Below are 17682 nucleotides of genomic sequence, written 5' to 3'. Positions count from 1 at the left end.
ACATCGGACATGCGCAGTAACTCGCGAAAGCTCAGAAGGCAGAAAGAATGCCGGAGCCAGATCGGGACAAGACGAATGTCGGATCGGGACTGTCGCTCGGACTCATCTCGCCCTCACCTCCTCACGGCCAGGACACACGGGGGTGTCGTCTCAGTCACCTCACGAAGAGGCGTCAGCGCCCGGTGCTTGCGGGGTCTCATGCTTGCACTGGGCTCCCCGATCGTCAAACCGGTACGCGCCAAGTCGAGTGGCTCGTCGCAAGGACACAGCCAGCACACAGCAAGATTCCAGCGTTTCCGAGCGCTGAAGCCACGGCATCAGCAACTCCACGCCTTACGGGGTGCCGTGGACTCTGGGATATGCCAGGTCACCGCTCCGCCTTTGGTAAACAGGCAAGGAGCCACCGATCCTCCGCACTCTCGTTCGAGGCTGCGTGCGACTTCGATACGGCGACGCGGGTCCACGATCATCATGAGGAAGCCACCCCCACCGGCACCCGAGACTTTCCCGGCGACCATGCCGCTGGACTGCGCGACCTGGTAAGCGTGCTCGATTGCGGGGTTCGAGATTCGGGTTGACGTCCGCTTTTTCGCTTGCCAGCCGCGAAGCAGTGAATCGGCGAAGCCGGGTATGTCACCCACCACGAGAAGATCCTTCATTTCGAGTGCCTCGGCGCAGATCGAGTGAGTGGCCGCAAGCGCGTCCGCGTCTCGCTCGACGACATTGCGTTGTTGATCGGCGATGACTTCCGACGACAGCCTGGAGACGCCGCCGAAGTACAGAAGAAGGGAAGCTTCCAGTTCGGCGATCACCTCCCGCCGTATCCGAAGCGGATTCACCACGACTTCTCCGTTTGGGCGGGACTCCATGAAGTTGAAGCCGCCGAAAGCCGCGGCGTAGTGGTCTTGCCAACCACCGGCCATGCCGAGATCAACCCGTTCGATTTCCCAGGCCAGTCGCGCCAGCTCGTATGGGCCCGGCGACGAGCCGATGAGCGCACATGTCGTGAGAAGCATCGCCACCACCAAAGCAGACGACGAGCCCAGCCCCGACCCGGGAGGAGCGTCCACCTGCGTCGCCAGCTGGAGCGGAAACGGTGTACCACCGTTGAACTCCGCAATCACCCGCCGGTAGACGGCGACGTGCAACGGAAAGTCTTCTTCGAGAGACGCCAGATCGTCGATCGAGGCCTGGCCGGCTCGGTCGCGGTCCGGCGAGCGAAAGGCGATCTCATCTCCTGTTCCGCGCTCCGCGAACGCGTAGGCGTATTTGTCGATGGTTACGCTAAGAATTCGTCCGCCAAACTGGCTCGAGTACGGTTCCACGTCTGTCCCGCCACCGCCGAGTCCGAGCCGCAACGGCGCTCGCCCGCGCAAGATCGCCATTAGCCCCGCTCCCCCCGCGCATGTCCGACTGCGACAGCGAACTCCCAGAGCGAGTCAAATGACGCGTCAGCGACACCGCCAGAACTGGCGCCCCCTATCTGGACACTGGCACATGCACCGGCAGCAGCGGCGACGTTGTGTGCCAATTCAAGATCGCTGAGGCTGTCCCCAACCACGATGCTCAGCAACGGCTCACTGTCGGGGTGTCGTCCGAGCCAGTCGAGGACCAGACCCGGTCTCGGCTTACGGCAGCCACACCGCTGCGAACGGTGGTGCGGGCAAACCTGAAATCCATCTATCAGCACGCCATCGGATGCAAGCTGCATTTGGAGGTGCCGATGTATCACCATCACGTCGACGGCGCTCATCAATCCGGCACCCACGCCCTGCTGGTTTGTCACGACAACGATGTACGGAGCCCATGCCCGTAGCTTCTTCAACGCCCGCGCCGCCCCGGGCAACCATTCAAACTGCCGCCAGTTCCGTACGTAGTCGCCGACCACTTGTCGATTGATGACCCCGTCTCTATCGAGGAAGAGACACCATTGGTGTCCCGCACGTTCCGCGACCATCTTTCGAATGGCCGCGTAAGGATCGGCTTTCCTATTGGCGAGGCGCGAAAAGCGCGTGTTCGACATGTTCGGAGATCGCATGAATAAAAACGATGTGAGATTCCTGGATTCGCCCGGTGTCGCGTGACGGGACGTTGATCAAGAAATCTGCGAATTCTGCCAGCTGGCCGCCGGATTCGCCCGTCATTGCAACAACCGTCACACCCAACTCCCTTGCGGTTTTCGCGGCCCGCAGTACACTCATAGAATTGCCGGAGGTACTTATCGCAAAAAGCGTGTCGCCGGGACGCGCAGATCCTTCGAGGGCCCTGGCAAAAACGGTGTCGTAGTCATAGTCGTTGGCCACCGCTGTTAGGTGCGACGAATTGGCGTGGAGTGCCTCGGCGCCAAGCGGTGGCCGATCAAAGATCAGGTGACCCGTTAGCTCCGCGGCAAAATGTTGCGCATCCGCAGCGCTACCACCGTTGCCACACATGAAGACGCGTGCTCCCGCACGATAGCCGGCAATCAAGCGGTCCCCAATTGCGCGAGCGGCTTCCAGCAAGACCCGGTCATTGAGGATGCGTGTCTTGACAGCGATTGTCTCTACAAAGATCTCCTCAGCAGTTCTCGCGGTGCACACCTTTTGTCGATACTGAGAGTCCGTTACGGTCAATCTTATCTGCTCCTCAGGTTGGCAGGACAAAGACATTCGTTCACACCATCAGGGCGGACTCGGATTTGCTACGCCAATAATCGAACATGTCGGCAATCGTCTGAGTCAAACAGATTTCTTGTTGCCAGCCTGTTATGGCCGCCAGCTTGCTGCAATCTCCGTAGATGATCTTTTCGTCGGTGGGCCGAAGAAGGGCGGGGTCGACTTCCGGCACGATATCGTCACGTTTACAAGCCGCGATTACTTGTTTGAGAACGTCGCCCATCTCGTAGGCGATCGAACCTCCCACATTGTAGTCAGCCCCGGCCTCGCCTTTATCCATCATCAGCATCAACGCCCGATTGAGATCGCGGACGTCCACGATAGTCCGTTTCGTCTTAAGATTTCCCACCCGGATGGCACTTTGTTCCGGATGGTGCTCCAACCATGTACAACGGCGGACGAAATCGGAAAGTGCATCTCCGACTTTGCGTGGCCCGGTGCAATTGAAGATACGAGCGACGACGGTGTGCATGCCGTAAGACTTGTGATATTGATACGCCAGCATGTCGGTGGCCGCCTTAGAAACACCATACGGATGGAGCGGGCGAAGTTCTCGCCGCTCATTAATCGGAACCTCGGATGGGTCAACAAATCCATATTCGGCCGACGAGCCCGCAACAATAATCTTTGCGTGCGGTCGCACGCGACGTAGTGCTTCGAAAACGATGGCGGTGCCAACCATGTTGGTGGTCAGCGTCTCAACCGGCCGGGCCCACGAAACCGCCGGATAGCTTTGGGCCGCGAGATGAAATACCGCGTCGGGGCGGAATGTCGCTATCGAATCGTAGACCGAGCACCAGTCGGTGATATCGACTTCTGCTCCGTTGAATTGCAGGTCCGACGGATCGATGGTCGGCCTGCAGTAGGTAGCGTACACATCGTGTCCGGCGGCCAGCAACATTTCGGCGAGATGTGACCCCATCATTCCGCCAGCCCCAGTGATCCACACTTTCATGGACTGTTCCTATTCGCCTTTCTCGACAAACCGCACCGGCCTGAGCATCAAGGAGTCCAGTTCACCTCGAATGGATAGTGCGCACCTCGTTGCGCGCGCCAGATCGGGGAGCGCCCTCGTTGTGTAAATACAAACCCAGACGTGCGGGCTTCAATGTTTGCAGCGAGGCCGCGGCTCGTCAAACGGTTACGCACCACTTAGACAGGCTCATCACAACGACACAGCCAGCACACAGCACAATTCCAGGGTTACCGTCGCGCTCATCCGGAGCACACGGCGGATTAACTGGCGACCCGCACCGAATCCTCAAGCCACGGTATCAGCCACTTCACGCCTTCCTGGGTGAGATGAACACCATCACTGCGGACCTTGATGCCGTCGACCTTGGCCGTGTAAACGCCGTCTGGACAAAGCTTTTTGTTGAGGTCGATCATTCCGACGTTCGAGTGTTGGCTAATGGCGTTATGTAACATGGCGTTCCATTTGTTCACACGCTCGGGTTGATCCTCCGGATACAAGCGGCCGTCCGGCTTTTCGCCGCCGCGGCTGTAGGGCACGGTGGTGACCATCACTCGAACCCCGGTGGATCCAACGATGCTGAGCGCTCGCTGTAGCTCGGCGTTGAGGTACGCATCGAAGGTCGGGTCGCCGATATGTGTCCACCGCCCCTCATTGACCCGGTCTACCGTCTCCCAGCGGCCGACGATCAGCAACGCAACGTCCGGTTGGTCCCGGTTGACCTGCGCCGACCATCTGGCCGGCCAGCCGTCGCATTCCGCCCTCTGCTCCAGGGTTTGACCGATGTACCGATACGGTGTGCCGCGTACCAGGCTGCAGCCGATGACGGTGTGGTCGATGAACCGGAATCCGGGAGTCGGCGGCAGGTAATGCATCAAAGTCCACCCGATCGAATCACCGAATACCGAAACGGTGAACGGCCGGTTGGGATCTCGTGGCCCGGGCGCGGGCTGACTCGCTTCCGGCGGCGACGGCGAGACCGCGGCGACCGCCGAAACGCCGGGCGGAAGGCCGATCTCGCGTAGCCCCGGTCCGGCTCCGACCGGAACAACGAGCATCGTCACGGCGGCAGCGCTGGCAACGGTCGCCGCTGCCAGCGGCAACAGCGGAACCCGTGCCGGTCGCCAGCGCCGAATAGGTTGCTCGATCAGCCACCACGACGCACCGGCCAGCACCACCGTGGCTGCACACCTAGCGGCAAACAGGGCCGGGCCCGACCAGCCCGTGCGTTGGCCGTTGAGCGCCAGAAAGATTGGCCAGTGCCACAGATAGACGCCATACGATATGGTGCCCAGCCACACCAACGGTCGCCAGGCCAGGATGCGGGCCACCGCTCCGCGCTGCTCCATGGCTACCGAGGCAACCACGATGACGGCCGCACCTGCCACCACGATCAGCAGACCATGGCGGAACTCGCCCACACTGCCCGTTGCGACGTGAGTCGTCACCGCCAGCCCAGCCAGCCCGACGAACGGCAACAGACGGGCAATCCGCCGTCCCCAGCGAGTCCGGATCAGGCACCACCCGCGGTTCAGCGATGGCCAATCCCGCACCAGCAGAGCCGCTGCCGCGGAGCCGATCAGCAACGCCTGCGCACGGGTATCGGTGCCGAAGTAAATCCGGTCGCGGGTGGCCGCCGAGGTAAATGCGACCGCGGCGGTGGCGGAAGCCATCGTGCCGAGACTGGCAATCAGGAACGCGGCGAACCGAACCCCGCCCACCGTGGCCCGTCTGCAACGGCGCCTCGCCCGGGCCGCCAACAGTAGCGTCGCCCCGATCAGCAACAGTGGCCAGACAACGTAATACTGCTCCTCCACCCCCAACGACCAGGTGTGCTGTAGGGGCGAGGGTGGAGCGCCCTGGGTGAAGTAATCGGTATTTTGGGCCACAAACCGCCAATTCGCCGTCCATAGGAACGCGGCGATCGCATCGCTCCGTAGCCCGGTGAGAGCTTGGTCAGGAAATAGTGCGCGTGCGGCGCTCACGGTGAGAACCATCAGCACCAGCGCCGGCAGCAGCCGCCGCGCACGGCGAATCCAGAACCCGCTCAGATCGATACGACCGGTGCGCCCCAGCTCGTCGAGCAGCAGCGAGGTGATGAGAAATCCGCTCAAGACGAAGAAGGCGTCGACGCCGATGAACCCGCCGCCCATACCGGGGATGCCGCCATGGCTGGCGAGTACCAGCGCGACCGCTATCGCACGAAGGCCATCTAACGCTGGAATTCCGCTGCGCCGCTCCGGCCGATCCCATACGGCCAGCCGACCGACCCGGCGCACCGGGGCCACCCAACGGGGCCGGGGAACAGAACGTGCCGGCACGGAGTGAATCCCGCCCGGCTCAGCTCTCGCTGTTAGCGCGCCCTGACCACTTCGTCGTCCGGCGCAGTGCTTGCTGCCGATACGTCGCTGCCCCTCCTCTTGATCGTGGCAAGTTTAGATGTGACCGCGTCGGATTCCCCGAAGACACGCGAAGACAAGCGGCTATCGGTTTTGATGTGTTCAGCTCAGGTTGAGGCGCCCACCGAACAGTGCGAGCAAATCGACTGTGCGCCAGCCGATCAGCACGACGAACGCAACCAAAACGGTGATCGTCACTGTGGCCTGGATCAAGTTCCGACGTTCCCTGGGCGCGTAGACGTAGGTCGCTGCCACCAGCGCACCCGTTACCAGCCCGCCGACGTGCCCCTGCCAGCTGATCGCCGGCGCGAGGAACGTGAAAGCCAAGTTGATCACGATGAGCGCGACGACCCAACGAACATCAAGGTGGAGCCGCCTGGCCACCATGAACGTGGCACCGAAAAGACCGAACACCGCCCCCGATGCCCCCGCCGTCGCCGTATTAAGCGGTGCGATCAGATAGACCAACACCGAGCCACCCAGCGCGCTCACCGCATACAGCGCGCCGAACCGCAACCGGCCCAGCCACATCTCCAACGGCGGACCCACCACATACAGCGCCCACATGTTCAACAGCAGGTGCATCGCCCCGTAGTGCAGGAACGCCGAGGTCACCAACCGGTAGGTCTGACCGCTGGCGACCGCGGGTGGCCACAAAGCGAGCTGCCGTTCCAGACCCATCACGGTCACTTGCATGACGAACACCAGCGCATTCAGCGAGATCAGCGTGTATGTAACCACCGGAGTTGCCGACCGCTGCCGCCCGCCGAATGGGGTACGAGGCTGCCGCACCGCCCGGGCGCCTTCGCGCACACACTCCGCGCACTGGTGGCCGACGGGACCCACGCGCATACATTCGCCACAGATGTACCGATCACATCGGGTGCAGCGGACGTAGGTCCGGCGCCCGGGATGGCGATAGCAGGTGGGCGACTCCGATGAGCTGGCGCCACTCATCGCACCATTGTTGCCTGCGCCGTTGGGCGGGATGCAACACGCCTAGCTCGGCCCGGGGGTTCCGGCGAAGCCGAATATCGTGCCGCCGCTGCCGCCAGCTCCGCCGGGCCCGCCGAACATGCCCGGGCCACCGTCACCGCCGTTCCCGATCAACCGGGCGTTACCACCGTTACCACCGGCCGATGCAGCAGCGTCACCCGCGCCTGCACCCCCACCGGTGCCGCCGTCGCCGATCAGCCCGCCGCTACCGCCGTCACCGCCCCTGCCACCTGGAATACCGGCCCCGAATCCGGACCCGCCGGCCCCGCCGGCCCCGCCCTGGCCGAACAGTCCGACAGCGTTGCCGCCCATACCGCCGTTGCCGGCCGACGTGCCCGGCCCGCCTAGACCGCCGGGGCCGCCGTTGCCGAACACCAAGCCCCCGTTGCCGCCCATCCCACCCGCCGAGGAGACTGCGCCGCTGCCGAGCTGGCCATTGCCGCCGGCTCCGCCGTTGCCGACGAACCCGGCGTTACCGCCAATACCGGCAAGCCCGCCGTTAACGTCACCCAGACCGCCGGTACCACCGGCCCCGCCATCGCCGAACACGCCGCCCAAGCCGCCGTTGCCGGCGTTTCCGCCGTCTCCGCTAGCGCCGTAGCCGCCGGCACCGCCGACCCCACCGTTGCCCATGAACCGGCCATTGCCGCCGCCACCACCGAGCCCGCCGTCGGCGCTGCCGATGCCCCCGGCACCGCCGGCCCCGCCGTGACCGAACAGTCCGGCGGTGCCGCCGTTACCCGCGTTGCCGCCGTTGCCGACACCGCCCATGCCGCCGACGCCGCCCATCCCGCCGGTACCTCCGCTGCCAAACAGACCGATGGCGTTACCGCCGGCACCGCCAGGCCCACCGTCACCGGTGGTGCCAATCCCACCGGCCCCGCCGGGCCCGCCGTTGCCGAACAGCAGCCCACCGGCGCCGCCCGCCCCGCCCGCACTGCCAGCTATCCCCGGCCCGCCGACGCCGCCGGACCCGCCGTTACCGATCAGGCCGGCCGCACCGCCGTTACCACCGGCCTGATCCACCCCGCCGGATCCGCCGTTGCCACCGTTGCCGAACAGCAACCCGCCGGGCCCACCGTCTTGCCCGGTGTTCGGTAACCCGTTGGCACCGTTGCCGATGATTGGTCGACCTAGCAATGCCTGGGTGGGCGCGTTGACCACGGTGAGGACGTTCTGCTGCACAGTCTGCAGAGCCTGCAGCGGAGTTGCGTTGGCTGTCTCTGCGGCCGCATAGCAAACCGCACCCATGTTGAGCGCCTGCACGAACTGGTCGTGGAACGCCAGTGCCTGGGCACTCAGCGCCTGATACTCCTGGGCGTACGCCTCGAATAGCGCTGCGATCAGCACCGAGACCTCATCGGCACCCGCGACCGATAGCGCCGTCGTCGGAGCGGCCGCTGCCGCGTTGGCTGTGCTGAGCGCCGATCCGATACCCGCCAGATGTGTTGCCGCCGCAGCCACCGTCGCCGGTGATGTGATCAAAAGCGACATCAGGGACCTCTGCCGTTTTCGGGCAAGCTGTCTGGTGGCTAGGAGCCAAATGTAGCGCGGCTTCCGGGGCACGTTGCGCCAATTGCGGGGATTCGGCTGTCCAACACGCATTCCCGCTCCGGCAGCTGGTCACAATCACTGGCGACCACCCAAGAGCGAGCCCGCCGCGGCCAACCCGCTGGTGCCTCGGCGTCGAGGTGGCGCACCCACGCAGAGTGTTCCCTAGTCGGCTTAATTGCCTTACTGTGTTTCGCGTGGAGTCAAACGGAAATCCGGATTTGGTGCCCGTCGAAACATTGCACTCCGGTGACCCGATCACCGATGTCAACGGTGGCGGTCAGCGGTACATCGTCCTTGAGTCGAAGACCGTCGGTGACAGCTGCGTGGTGCTCGAGCTGGAGTCGAGAGTGAACCACCAGCTGCAGGTCATCGAGAAGTCCTTCCCGGCGGGTTACCACGTCGGCAGGGCCCACCACCGCATTTTGTGAGCCGATTTCGTCGGCCCCCCAATGTCGGCCGCACAATGCAACGCTTGGCCGCTTGCCGGCTGATTCACGGACCCCACCGCATCCACTGATTCGATCCGTGAGCCGTTAGCCAGGCGTTGCCGCGTCGTTGGGATCGTTTGGGTCGGGTTCACGTGCCCGCCACCGGCGCGTCACGGGCCCGCCCGTACTCAAGCTAGATCCGACACGGCGTCTGCATTCATCGCTCGCAGACCAAAGGGGTCCGGACTGCCTTCACCGGCGACCTCACCCGGCGAAGTATGCGCAAGTCGGTAGACATGGCGCTGATACGCCATCAGGATTAGGCGCGGTATCGGTAGTTGAAGGGTGACTCAGTGAAGATCCCGGGTGTGGCCACTGTCCTCGGTGGTGTGACCAACGGAGTAGCACAGACAGTGCGAGCCGGCGCCCGCTTGCCGGGGAGTGCGGCCGCGGCGGTGCAGACGCTGGCCAGCCCGGTGCTGGAGCTGACCGGCCCGGTGGTGCAGTCGGTGGTGCAAACGACTGGTCGCGCAATCGGGGTACGCGGTTCCCACAACGAATCGCCTGACGGAATGACACCGCCGGTGCGTTGGCGCAGCGGACGGCGCGTGCATTTCGACCTGGATCCGCTACTGCCATTCCCTCGCTGGCACGAGCATGCCGCCATGGTGGAGGAGCCAGTCCGCAGGATCCCGGGCGTGGCCGAGGCCCACGTCGAGGGCTCATTGGGTCGGCTGGTGGTCGAACTTGAACCTGATGCGGATAGCGACATCGCCGTGGACGAGGTACGTGATGTGGTTTCCGCGGTGGCTGCCGACATATTCCTGGCTGGGTCGGTGTCGTCGCCGAACTCGGCACCATTCGCCGACCCAGGTAACCCCTTGGCGATCCTGGTGCCGTTGACCGCTGCGGCAATGGATCTGGTAGCGATGGGTGCCACGGTCACCGGCTGGGTCGCCCGACTGCCCGCCGCACCGCAAACCACCAGAGCCCTGGCCGCTCTGATAAACCATCAACCGCGAATGGTGTCGCTTATGGAGTCGCGGTTGGGTCGAGTGGGCACCGATATTGCGCTCGCCGCTACGACGGCGGCGGCCAACGGGCTAACCCAGTCCCTGGGCACACCGCTGCTCGATCTGGTGCAACGCAGCCTGCAAATCTCCGAAGCGGCGGCGCACCGTCGCGTATGGCGTGACCGCGAACCCGCGCTGGCCTCCCCCAGACGGCCGCAGGCTCCGGTGGTGCCCATCATCTCGTCGGCCGGGGCCAAATCGCAGGAGCCGCGACACAGTTGGGCGGCTGCGGCGGCAGGCGAGGCTTCGCACGTCGTGGTCGGCGGATCCATCGACGCCGCGATCGACACCGCCAAAGGGTCAAGGGCCGGGCCGGTGGAGCAATACGTCAACCAGGCCGCAAACGGTTCGTTGATCGCCGCGGCCAGTGCACTGGTGGCCGGCGGTGGTACCGAGGACGCGGCCGGCGCGATCCTGGCCGGAGTACCACGTGCCGCGCACATGGGCCGACAGGCGTTCGCGGCGGTGCTGGGTCGCGGGCTCGCCAACACCGGGCAACTAGTCCTCGACCCCGGCGCGTTGCGCCGCCTGGATCGGGTGCGGGTGGTCGTTATCGACGGCGCAGCGCTGCGCGGTGACAACCGCGCCGTATTGCATGCACAGGGAGACGAACCCGGCTGGGACGACGACCGCGTCTACGAGGTCGCCGACGCCTTGCTCCATGGCGAGCAGGCACCCGAACCCGACCCCGATGAATTGCCGGCTACCGGTGCCCGCTTGAGATGGGCTCCGGCTCAAGGGCCGTCGGCAACGCCGGCTCAGGGCCTCGAGCATGCCGACCTGGTGGTCGATGGCCAATGCGTGGGCAGCGTCGACGTGGGGTGGGAAGTCGACCCATACGCAATCCCGCTGCTGCAGACCGCGCACCGAACCGGAGCGCGGGTGGTTTTGCGCCATGTCGCGGGCACCGAAGATCTATCGGCCAGCGTCGGTTCGACGCATCCGCCTGGCACGCCGTTGCTGAAGTTGGTGCGTGAGTTGCGCGCGGATCGCGGACCGGTATTGCTGATCACCGCGGTGCACCGGGACTTCGCATCCACCGATACGTTGGCCGCGTTGGCCATCGCTGACGTCGGTGTGGCTCTCGACGATCCCCGCGGGGCAACACCATGGACTGCCGACCTAATCACCGGCACCGATCTGGCCGCGGCGGTGCGGATCCTGTCAGCGCTTCCGGTGGCCCGGGCGGCCAGTGAATCCGCGGTACACCTCGCCCAAGGTGGCACCACCTTGGCCGGGCTGTTGTTGGTCACCGGTGAGCAGGACAAAACCACCAACCCAGCCAGCTTCCGTCGCTGGCTCAATCCGGTCAATGCCGCTGCCGCAACGGCTTTGGTGTCCGGAATGTGGTCGGCCGCCAAGGTGCTGCGGATGCCCGACCCCACCCCGCAACCGCTGACCGCCTGGCACGCGCTGGACCCCGAGATCGTCTACTCGCGGCTAGCCGGCGGCTCCCGACCCTTGGCCGTCGAACCCGGAATCCCGGCCTGGCGGCGCATTCTGGACGACCTGTCCTACGAACCGGTGATGGCGCCGCTGCGCGGCCCGGCACGAACCTTGGCGCAGCTGGCGGTGGCCACCCGCCATGAACTGGCCGATCCGCTGACTCCGATCCTGGCGGTGGGCGCCGCAGCATCGGCGATTGTCGGCAGCAATATCGACGCGCTACTGGTAGCGGGCGTGATGACGGTCAACGCGATCACCGGTGGGGTACAACGATTGCGAGCCGAGGCGGCGGCCGCCGAGCTATTCGCCGAGCAGGACCAGCTGGTGCGCCGGGTGGTGGTGCCGGCGGTAGCGACTACCCGACGTCGACTAGAGGCGGCCCGGCACGCCACCCGGACGGCCACGGTGTCGGCGAAGTCGCTGCGAGTCGGCGATGTCATCGACCTGGCCGCGCCGGAGGTGGTCCCGGCGGATGCGCGCCTGCTGGTGGCCGAAGACCTCGAGGTCGACGAGTCCTTTCTTACCGGCGAGTCGCTACCGGTGGACAAGCAGGTGGACCCCGTCGCCGTCAACGACCCCGACCGGGCCAGCATGCTGTTTGAGGGCAGCACCATCGTCGCCGGACACGCCCGCGCGATCGTGGTAGCCACCGGAGTCGGCACCGCCGCACATCGCGCGATCTCGGCGGTCGCCGATGTCGAAACGGCGGCCGGAGTCCAGGCCCGGCTGCGCGAGCTGACCAGCAAGGTGCTGCCCATGACGTTGGCCGGCGGCGCCGCGGTGACAGCTCTGGCGTTGCTGCGCCGGGCGTCGCTGCGGCAAGCGGTGGCCGACGGCGTCGCCATCGCGGTGGCCGCGGTCCCGGAGGGTCTACCGTTGGTGGCCACCCTCTCCCAGCTTGCCGCCGCCCAGCGCCTGACGGCACGTGGGGCGCTGGTGCGCTCGCCTCGCACCATCGAGGCGCTGGGCCGTGTCGACACCATATGTTTCGACAAGACCGGCACACTCACCGAGAACCGCCTGCGGGTGGTATGCGCGCTACCGAGCAGCACCGCAGCCGAACGGGATCCGTTGCCGCAGACCACCGATGCGCCCTCCGCCGAGGTGCTGCGGGCCGCCGCGCGCGCGTCCACGCAGCCCCATAACGGGGAAGGGCACGCGCACGCCACCGATGAGGCGATCCTCGCGGCGGCTAGTGCGCTGGCCGGTTCGCTTAGTAGCCAAGGCGATTCGGAGTGGGTGGTGCTGGCCGAAGTACCGTTTGAGTCCAGTCGCGGCTACGCCGCCGCGATCGGCAGAGTGGGCACCGACGGGATACCGATGTTGATGCTCAAGGGCGCTCCGGAGACGATCCTGCCGCGCTGCCGACTCGCCGACCCGGGCGTCGACCACGAACATGCCGAATCCGTGGTACGCCACCTCGCCGAGCAGGGCCTGCGTGTTCTGGCAGTCGCGCAGCGCACCTGGGACAACGGGACCACCCATGATGACGAGACCGACGCCGACGCTGTCGACGCCGTCGCGCACGATCTCGAGCTGATCGGCTATGTCGGATTGGCGGATACGGCCCGGCCTTCCTCGCGTCCGTTGATCGAAGCCTTGCTGGACGCCGAGCGCAACGTGGTGCTGATCACCGGCGACCATCCGATCACCGCCCGGGCGATCGCCCGCCAGCTGGGACTACCGGCGGACGCGCGAGTCGTGACCGGTGCCGAACTTGCCGTCCTGGACGAGGAGGCGCATGCCAAACTCGCCGCCGACATGCAAGTCTTTGCTCGGGTCAGCCCGGAACAAAAGGTTCAGATTGTGGCGGCGCTGCAGCGCTGCGGGCGAGTGACCGCGATGGTCGGCGACGGCGCCAACGACGCCGCGGCCATCCGGATGGCCGACGTGGGCATCGGAGTGAGCGGGCGCGGTTCCTCTGCCGCCCGTGGGGCCGCCGATATCGTGCTGACCGACGATGACCTGGGCGTGCTGCTCGACGCGCTGGTCGAGGGCCGCAGCATGTGGGCCGGTGTTCGTGACGCGGTGACGATTCTGGTCGGCGGCAATGTGGGCGAAGTTCTGTTCACCGTCATCGGGACGGCGTTCGGGGCCGGGCGGGCGCCGGTGGGGACTCGTCAACTGCTGCTGGTGAATCTGCTCACCGACATGTTTCCCGCGCTTGCGGTGGCAGTCACCTCGCAGTTTGCCGAACCCGACGACGCCGAATACCCAACCGATGACGCGGCCGAGCGAGCGCAGCGCGAACATCGACGTGCGGTGCTGATCGGGCCTACGCCCTCGCTGGACGCGCCATTGCTGCGTCAGATCGTTAACCGCGGCGTCGTCACCGCCGCCGGCGCAACGGCAGCCTGGGCCATCGGGCGCTGGACTCCCGGAACCGAACGACGCACGGCGACAATGGGTTTGACTGCACTCGTGATGACCCAGCTAGCGCAGACACTGCTGACGCGCCGGCACAGTCCGCTCGTCATTGCCACCGCACTGGGCAGCGCCGGGGTGTTGGTCGGCATCATTCAAACCCCGGTTATCAGCCACTTTTTCGGGTGTACCCCGCTGGGACCGGTCGCCTGGACGGGCGTCTTCAGCGCCACGGCAGGAGCCACCGCAGTCTCAGCGCTGGCACCGAAGTGGTTGGCAAGCACAGTCGGTGTCGTGCAACCTGATGAACGCCCTGACGACGCGGAAGACTCTGACGCGGGTGGATAGAACCTATCGACGCCCTCGGTAGCATCCAGCGCGCGCTGAGCCGTAGTGTCGGCGTCTGTACCACGGGCTGGTAGTCGGGATGGATACCGGGGTTTCATCGAGATTCTCCTGAGTTGCGGTGTGCCGAGAATTCCCCAGCCGCATCGGGCATTTCGTGGCACGGGTCGTCATGCCAGTCGCCGAAAGGGTCGACGTAGGACTGCCAGCGTTGCGGAGATGCCATTTCGTCGTCGCTGAGCAGCGCCGCGTTCAGGGCATTGACGATGTCGGTCGGATCGGCGCCGCATACCAGTACCGTCATCGCGGTGTGCCGGTCTCCGAACGGGTAGACCCACATCAGGTCGGCGAACAACCGCCGCTCCAGGTCGACATAGGCCACCTCCGAGGCCGCCATCGCCGCCAACCACTTTCCGGCCGATGCGACCCGCAGACCGCCACCGGCTGATTCGAGCCACATGACCTGATCCGGCCGGTTGGCCAGCCACAGCCGACCTCGAGTGCGAACCACGCCATCGAGCAGCAGGTCAACCGCGGCATGCAGACGTTGCGGGTGAAACGGGCGGCGGGCACTGAATTCCACGATCGCAACCTCACCGTCGGCTGCCAACGGAGGCAGGCCCGCCAGCAATGGCGTGTGCGGGGTATCGGTACGACCCCTCCGTGAGTTGTCGTCCAGATGCGCCAGCGCCAGCTCGACGCGGTCGACGCCGCCGGTGATTCGCGCTCGAGGGGCCAGTCGGCGCAGCACCGCCACGGCGACCGGTTCCGGGTGGGTCAGCACCAGAAGGTCGGCGAACTCGGCCTGACCGACCGTCACTTGGGCCACCGTGCGCCCGTCGGGCAGTTCGTCCTCGCCGAGTGACTGCGGCAGCCACCTTACGCAGTCCACACAGGTCACCACGGCCGCGACCCGCACGTCGAGGGCGGCTGGTCCGTCTGGGTATCCGTGTCCGACGCAAACCCGCACGTGGTCGATCGCCCAGCAGATGGGCTGGGGCTCCAGCCACGGCGCCAGGTGCACGACGATCCGGCCGACATTGTCTCGGCGGTGCAGTCTGCGTAACAGCACCAGCAGGTCGTTGCGGATTGTGCACGACACACAGCCGTGGGCTAACTCCAAAGCGTCCTCCGTGGTGATCAATTCGCCACGGCTCAGCGTGGCAGTCATCCGTCGCACCACATGGCAGTCAAACCGGTGCTCCACGACCACCGTTCCGGTCCGGCGCAACAAGGCGCCCGTCACCTCGTCGGTGTGATCCTGACCTGCCACCAATATCACCGGAGTACGCATCGCCAACCTTATTGAAAATGATTGCCATTAAACTGCACCCACGCTACCGTGCCGTGCACCGGTTGTCGAAAACTATTTTCAACAGGCTTGTCCGGGAGGAGGTTCGCCATGTCCGCCCGCTGCCAAATCACCGGCCGCACTGTGGGTTTCGGTAAGGCTGTGTCGCACTCACACCGCCGCACTCGGCGACGTTGGCCGCCCAATATCCAGCTCAAGGCCTACTACTTACCGTCGGAGGACCGCCGCATCAGGGTGCGGGTCAGCGCCCAAGGAATCAAGGTCATCGACCGCGACGGGCATCGAGGCCGTCGTCGCGCGGCTCGGGCAGGATCCGCCCCGGCGCACTTCGCGCGCCAAGCGGGCTCATCGCTCCGAACGGCGGCGATCCTGTGAGCACAACTGATGGCGCGCAACGAGATTCGTCCAATTGTCAAGCCGTGTTCGACCGCAGGGACCGGTTATACGTATGTCCACCTATGTCACTCGCAAGAACCGGCATAACGATCCCGTGATCCGCCGACAGCCCACGAGTGCAAGACCGTTACACCATCAAGGACTCGGACGCGCCGGCGTGCATGAGCCGGGTGCGAGCGACACCGTAGGCGATCTCACGCATTGCAGCGTCCCCATGCAGCGCGTCGCCGAAAGCCTTGCCGTCGAGCTCCCACAGGACCGATGGCTCACATGCCCGCACCGTCGCTATGCGCCGCATGCCACCGAGCAAACACGCCTCGCCGAAGTGGTCTCCGGCACCGAGTCTAAGGATGACCTTCCCGTCGACGAGCGCCTCAAGCTCGCCGGATTCGATGACAAAGAAGTGGTCGGCCCGCTCACCTTGGCGGAACAAGGTATGGCCGGAGCGCACCTGAAGGCGGCGATACCCATCGATCGAAAGCAACGGTAGCCGGCTGAGAGCTTGGAGCGGGACGTCGATGTTCAGAAACGATGCCACGATGTCGCCCTGGTCGATCAGCCCGAGATGCGGATGATCGGATGACATTTCGTCGGCGACCGCGACCGACGCATACAACACCGCGGCCGCCAACAACGCCATCGTGAGCGCCATCGACGCATCGCCGCACATGGGCGAACCGTCAAAGTTGACCGGGAAGCCCGAATTCAACAAGGTAGCGTCGACACTGCCGTCGGCTACCCTGAGGTCGGCATGGCAGTCAGGATTGGGCGTCGTGCGCCGACGCAACGCGACGGCATCGAACTCGCGATCGGACGAAGACGCCGACATCAGCAATACGCCGGGGCGCAGCAATTCGTGCATGCTGGCGGGCACACTGGTGGCGCCGGTGGCACCGATGATCACGTCATAGCCGCCGATCGCATTCGGAAGATCGATGGGCGTCATACAGCCGGAGCGCGTGTCGTACACGTCCACCCGGTCATGCAGCGGACGCAGCACATCGGCCAGGGCAGTGCCGATTGCGCCCGCGCCGGTGATCAGGATCGCTGCGCTTGAGTCGATGCCCGCGGTGCGCTCGAATGCCGTCTGTGTCACGCGTGCGGCGATGATCGGCGACTCGTATAGAAGCTTTGCCGACGAGCGGGCGATGTTGATGACGGGAAACCCCAGCGCACAACCGACGATTTTGGCGTAGCCGGCGGACGTCTGCTCGATTCCGATCACGTCGGCGCTCGCATCGAGCATGGCGCCGGCGACGGCTAGCAGCGATCCGCCGTCGTCGAGGAGCACGACACGAGCCGTACGCCCGGCCGTAAGCCGCGCCCAGGATTCGGCGAAAAACCGTTCTACGTGGCGGGTGTACTGGGTGTCGAATGATTCGTGGGGTGCGTAGGCGTCGCTGCAATCGTCGACATAGATGCCGTCGGCCCGCATCGCGTCGACAACTCCCGGGTGAGTGGAATAGCACTTGCCGATCACCGCGACGTTGCGCGGATCGAGGCCGACCCGAAATAGCGAACGCAGCATGGCGTGCGTTGTTTGCAGCAGGTGTTGGGCGGCGATCAAGATAACGCCGTCAAGGTTGCGGTCGCGACCAGCGAGGATCGCGTCCACGAGAGGAAACGTTGTGACGGGCGTCACAGTCGGAAACCTAGCACGCCAACCGCAGAAATCGGACCAAAAGAATCCATCGCCAGTGCATCCAGCGGGCCATAGGGAACCGATTACCGCCTGCTTACGA

Annotated in this window: 11 protein-coding genes and 2 pseudogenes; 4 read left to right on the top strand and 9 right to left on the bottom strand. The window is 65.2% G+C overall.

Features of this window, described 5'->3' with window-relative positions; all coding sequences use genetic code 11:
* Positions 1–223 precede the first annotated feature (223 nt).
* The 7 genes and pseudogenes from MCAN_RS00635 to MCAN_RS00605 form a co-directional block, all read right to left on the bottom strand.
* A pseudogene (locus tag MCAN_RS00635) lies at positions 224–1385 on the bottom strand (D-alpha-D-heptose-7-phosphate kinase HddA).
* On the bottom strand, positions 1385–1957 hold the full coding sequence (gene gmhB, locus MCAN_RS00630; protein ID WP_003400840.1) for a D-glycero-alpha-D-manno-heptose-1,7-bisphosphate 7-phosphatase: 573 nt from the start codon (positions 1955–1957) through the stop codon (positions 1385–1387). Before gmhB ends, MCAN_RS00635 begins: the two are co-directional and overlap by 1 nt.
* A gap of 31 nt (positions 1958–1988) precedes the next feature.
* The gene (locus MCAN_RS00625) at positions 1989–2579 is read right to left on the bottom strand and encodes a D-sedoheptulose 7-phosphate isomerase (protein ID WP_003400839.1); all 591 of its coding nucleotides are present in this window, start codon (positions 2577–2579) and stop codon (positions 1989–1991) included.
* A 73-nt stretch (positions 2580–2652) separates the two neighbouring features.
* Positions 2653–3609: a GDP-mannose 4,6-dehydratase gene (locus tag MCAN_RS00620; protein ID WP_014000046.1), complete on the bottom strand. Its 957-nt coding sequence runs from the start codon at positions 3607–3609 to the stop codon at positions 2653–2655.
* Positions 3610–3890: 281 nt separating this feature from the next.
* On the bottom strand, positions 3891–5948 hold the full coding sequence (locus MCAN_RS00615; RefSeq protein WP_003900811.1) for an acyltransferase family protein: 2058 nt from the start codon (positions 5946–5948) through the stop codon (positions 3891–3893).
* A gap of 180 nt (positions 5949–6128) precedes the next feature.
* A complete protein-coding gene (locus tag MCAN_RS00610; protein ID WP_003899818.1) occupies positions 6129–6983 on the bottom strand; it encodes a rhomboid family intramembrane serine protease in 855 nt (284 codons plus the stop codon).
* 42 nt (positions 6984–7025) lie between these two features.
* Positions 7026–8516, bottom strand: a complete 1491-nt coding sequence (locus tag MCAN_RS00605; protein ID WP_003909149.1) for a PE family protein — start codon at positions 8514–8516, stop codon at positions 7026–7028.
* A gap of 254 nt (positions 8517–8770) precedes the next feature.
* Here MCAN_RS00605 and MCAN_RS00600 point away from each other — a divergent pair, with 254 nt between their 5' ends.
* A complete protein-coding gene (locus MCAN_RS00600; RefSeq protein ID WP_003899816.1) occupies positions 8771–9004 on the top strand; it encodes a hypothetical protein in 234 nt (77 codons plus the stop codon).
* 353 nt (positions 9005–9357) lie between these two features.
* Positions 9358–14235 (top strand): cation-translocating P-type ATPase, encoded by a 4878-nt coding sequence (locus MCAN_RS00595; RefSeq protein ID WP_003905234.1) that lies wholly within the window; start codon positions 9358–9360, stop codon positions 14233–14235.
* A gap of 94 nt (positions 14236–14329) precedes the next feature.
* Here the strand turns inward: MCAN_RS00595 and mrf are convergent, their stop codons facing one another.
* Positions 14330–15526, bottom strand: coding sequence for a ribosome hibernation factor-recruiting GTPase MRF (gene mrf / locus MCAN_RS00590; protein WP_014000045.1), 1197 nt, complete (start codon positions 15524–15526; stop codon positions 14330–14332).
* Positions 15527–15634: 108 nt separating this feature from the next.
* On the opposite strand from mrf, the gene rpmB reads away from it, so the two are divergent.
* Both rpmB and MCAN_RS22255 read left to right on the top strand, forming a co-directional pair.
* Positions 15635–15919, top strand: a complete 285-nt coding sequence (rpmB, locus tag MCAN_RS00585) for a 50S ribosomal protein L28 (protein ID WP_014000044.1) — start codon at positions 15635–15637, stop codon at positions 15917–15919.
* 9 nt (positions 15920–15928) lie between these two features.
* Positions 15929–16034: pseudogene (locus MCAN_RS22255) on the top strand (50S ribosomal protein L33); the annotation flags it as partial.
* A 33-nt stretch (positions 16035–16067) separates the two neighbouring features.
* Here MCAN_RS22255 and MCAN_RS00580 read toward each other — a convergent pair.
* Positions 16068–17582 (bottom strand): cyclic nucleotide-binding domain-containing protein, encoded by a 1515-nt coding sequence (locus MCAN_RS00580; RefSeq protein WP_003400799.1) that lies wholly within the window; start codon positions 17580–17582, stop codon positions 16068–16070.
* Positions 17583–17682 lie beyond the last annotated feature (100 nt).

The organism is Mycobacterium canetti CIPT 140010059, assembly GCF_000253375.1.
Lineage (GTDB): Bacteria > Actinomycetota > Actinomycetes > Mycobacteriales > Mycobacteriaceae > Mycobacterium > Mycobacterium tuberculosis.
Note: the sequence above shows the minus strand (reverse complement) of the source record. Positions and strands in the feature narration are given on the sequence as shown.

Excerpts from the sequence above, each read along its gene's own strand:
- mrf (WP_014000045.1), bottom strand. The coding sequence starts at position 15,526 with ATGCGTACTCCGGTGATATTGGTGGCAGGTCAGGATCACACCGACGAG.
- gmhB (WP_003400840.1), bottom strand. The coding sequence starts at position 1,957 with ATGGTCGCGGAACGTGCGGGACACCAATGGTGTCTCTTCCTCGATAGA.
- MCAN_RS00605 (WP_003909149.1), bottom strand. The coding sequence starts at position 8,516 with ATGTCGCTTTTGATCACATCACCGGCGACGGTGGCTGCGGCGGCAACA.
- MCAN_RS00620 (WP_014000046.1), bottom strand. The coding sequence starts at position 3,609 with ATGAAAGTGTGGATCACTGGGGCTGGCGGAATGATGGGGTCACATCTC.
- rpmB (WP_014000044.1), top strand. The coding sequence starts at position 15,635 with ATGTCCGCCCGCTGCCAAATCACCGGCCGCACTGTGGGTTTCGGTAAG.
- MCAN_RS00610 (WP_003899818.1), bottom strand. The coding sequence starts at position 6,983 with ATGAGTGGCGCCAGCTCATCGGAGTCGCCCACCTGCTATCGCCATCCC.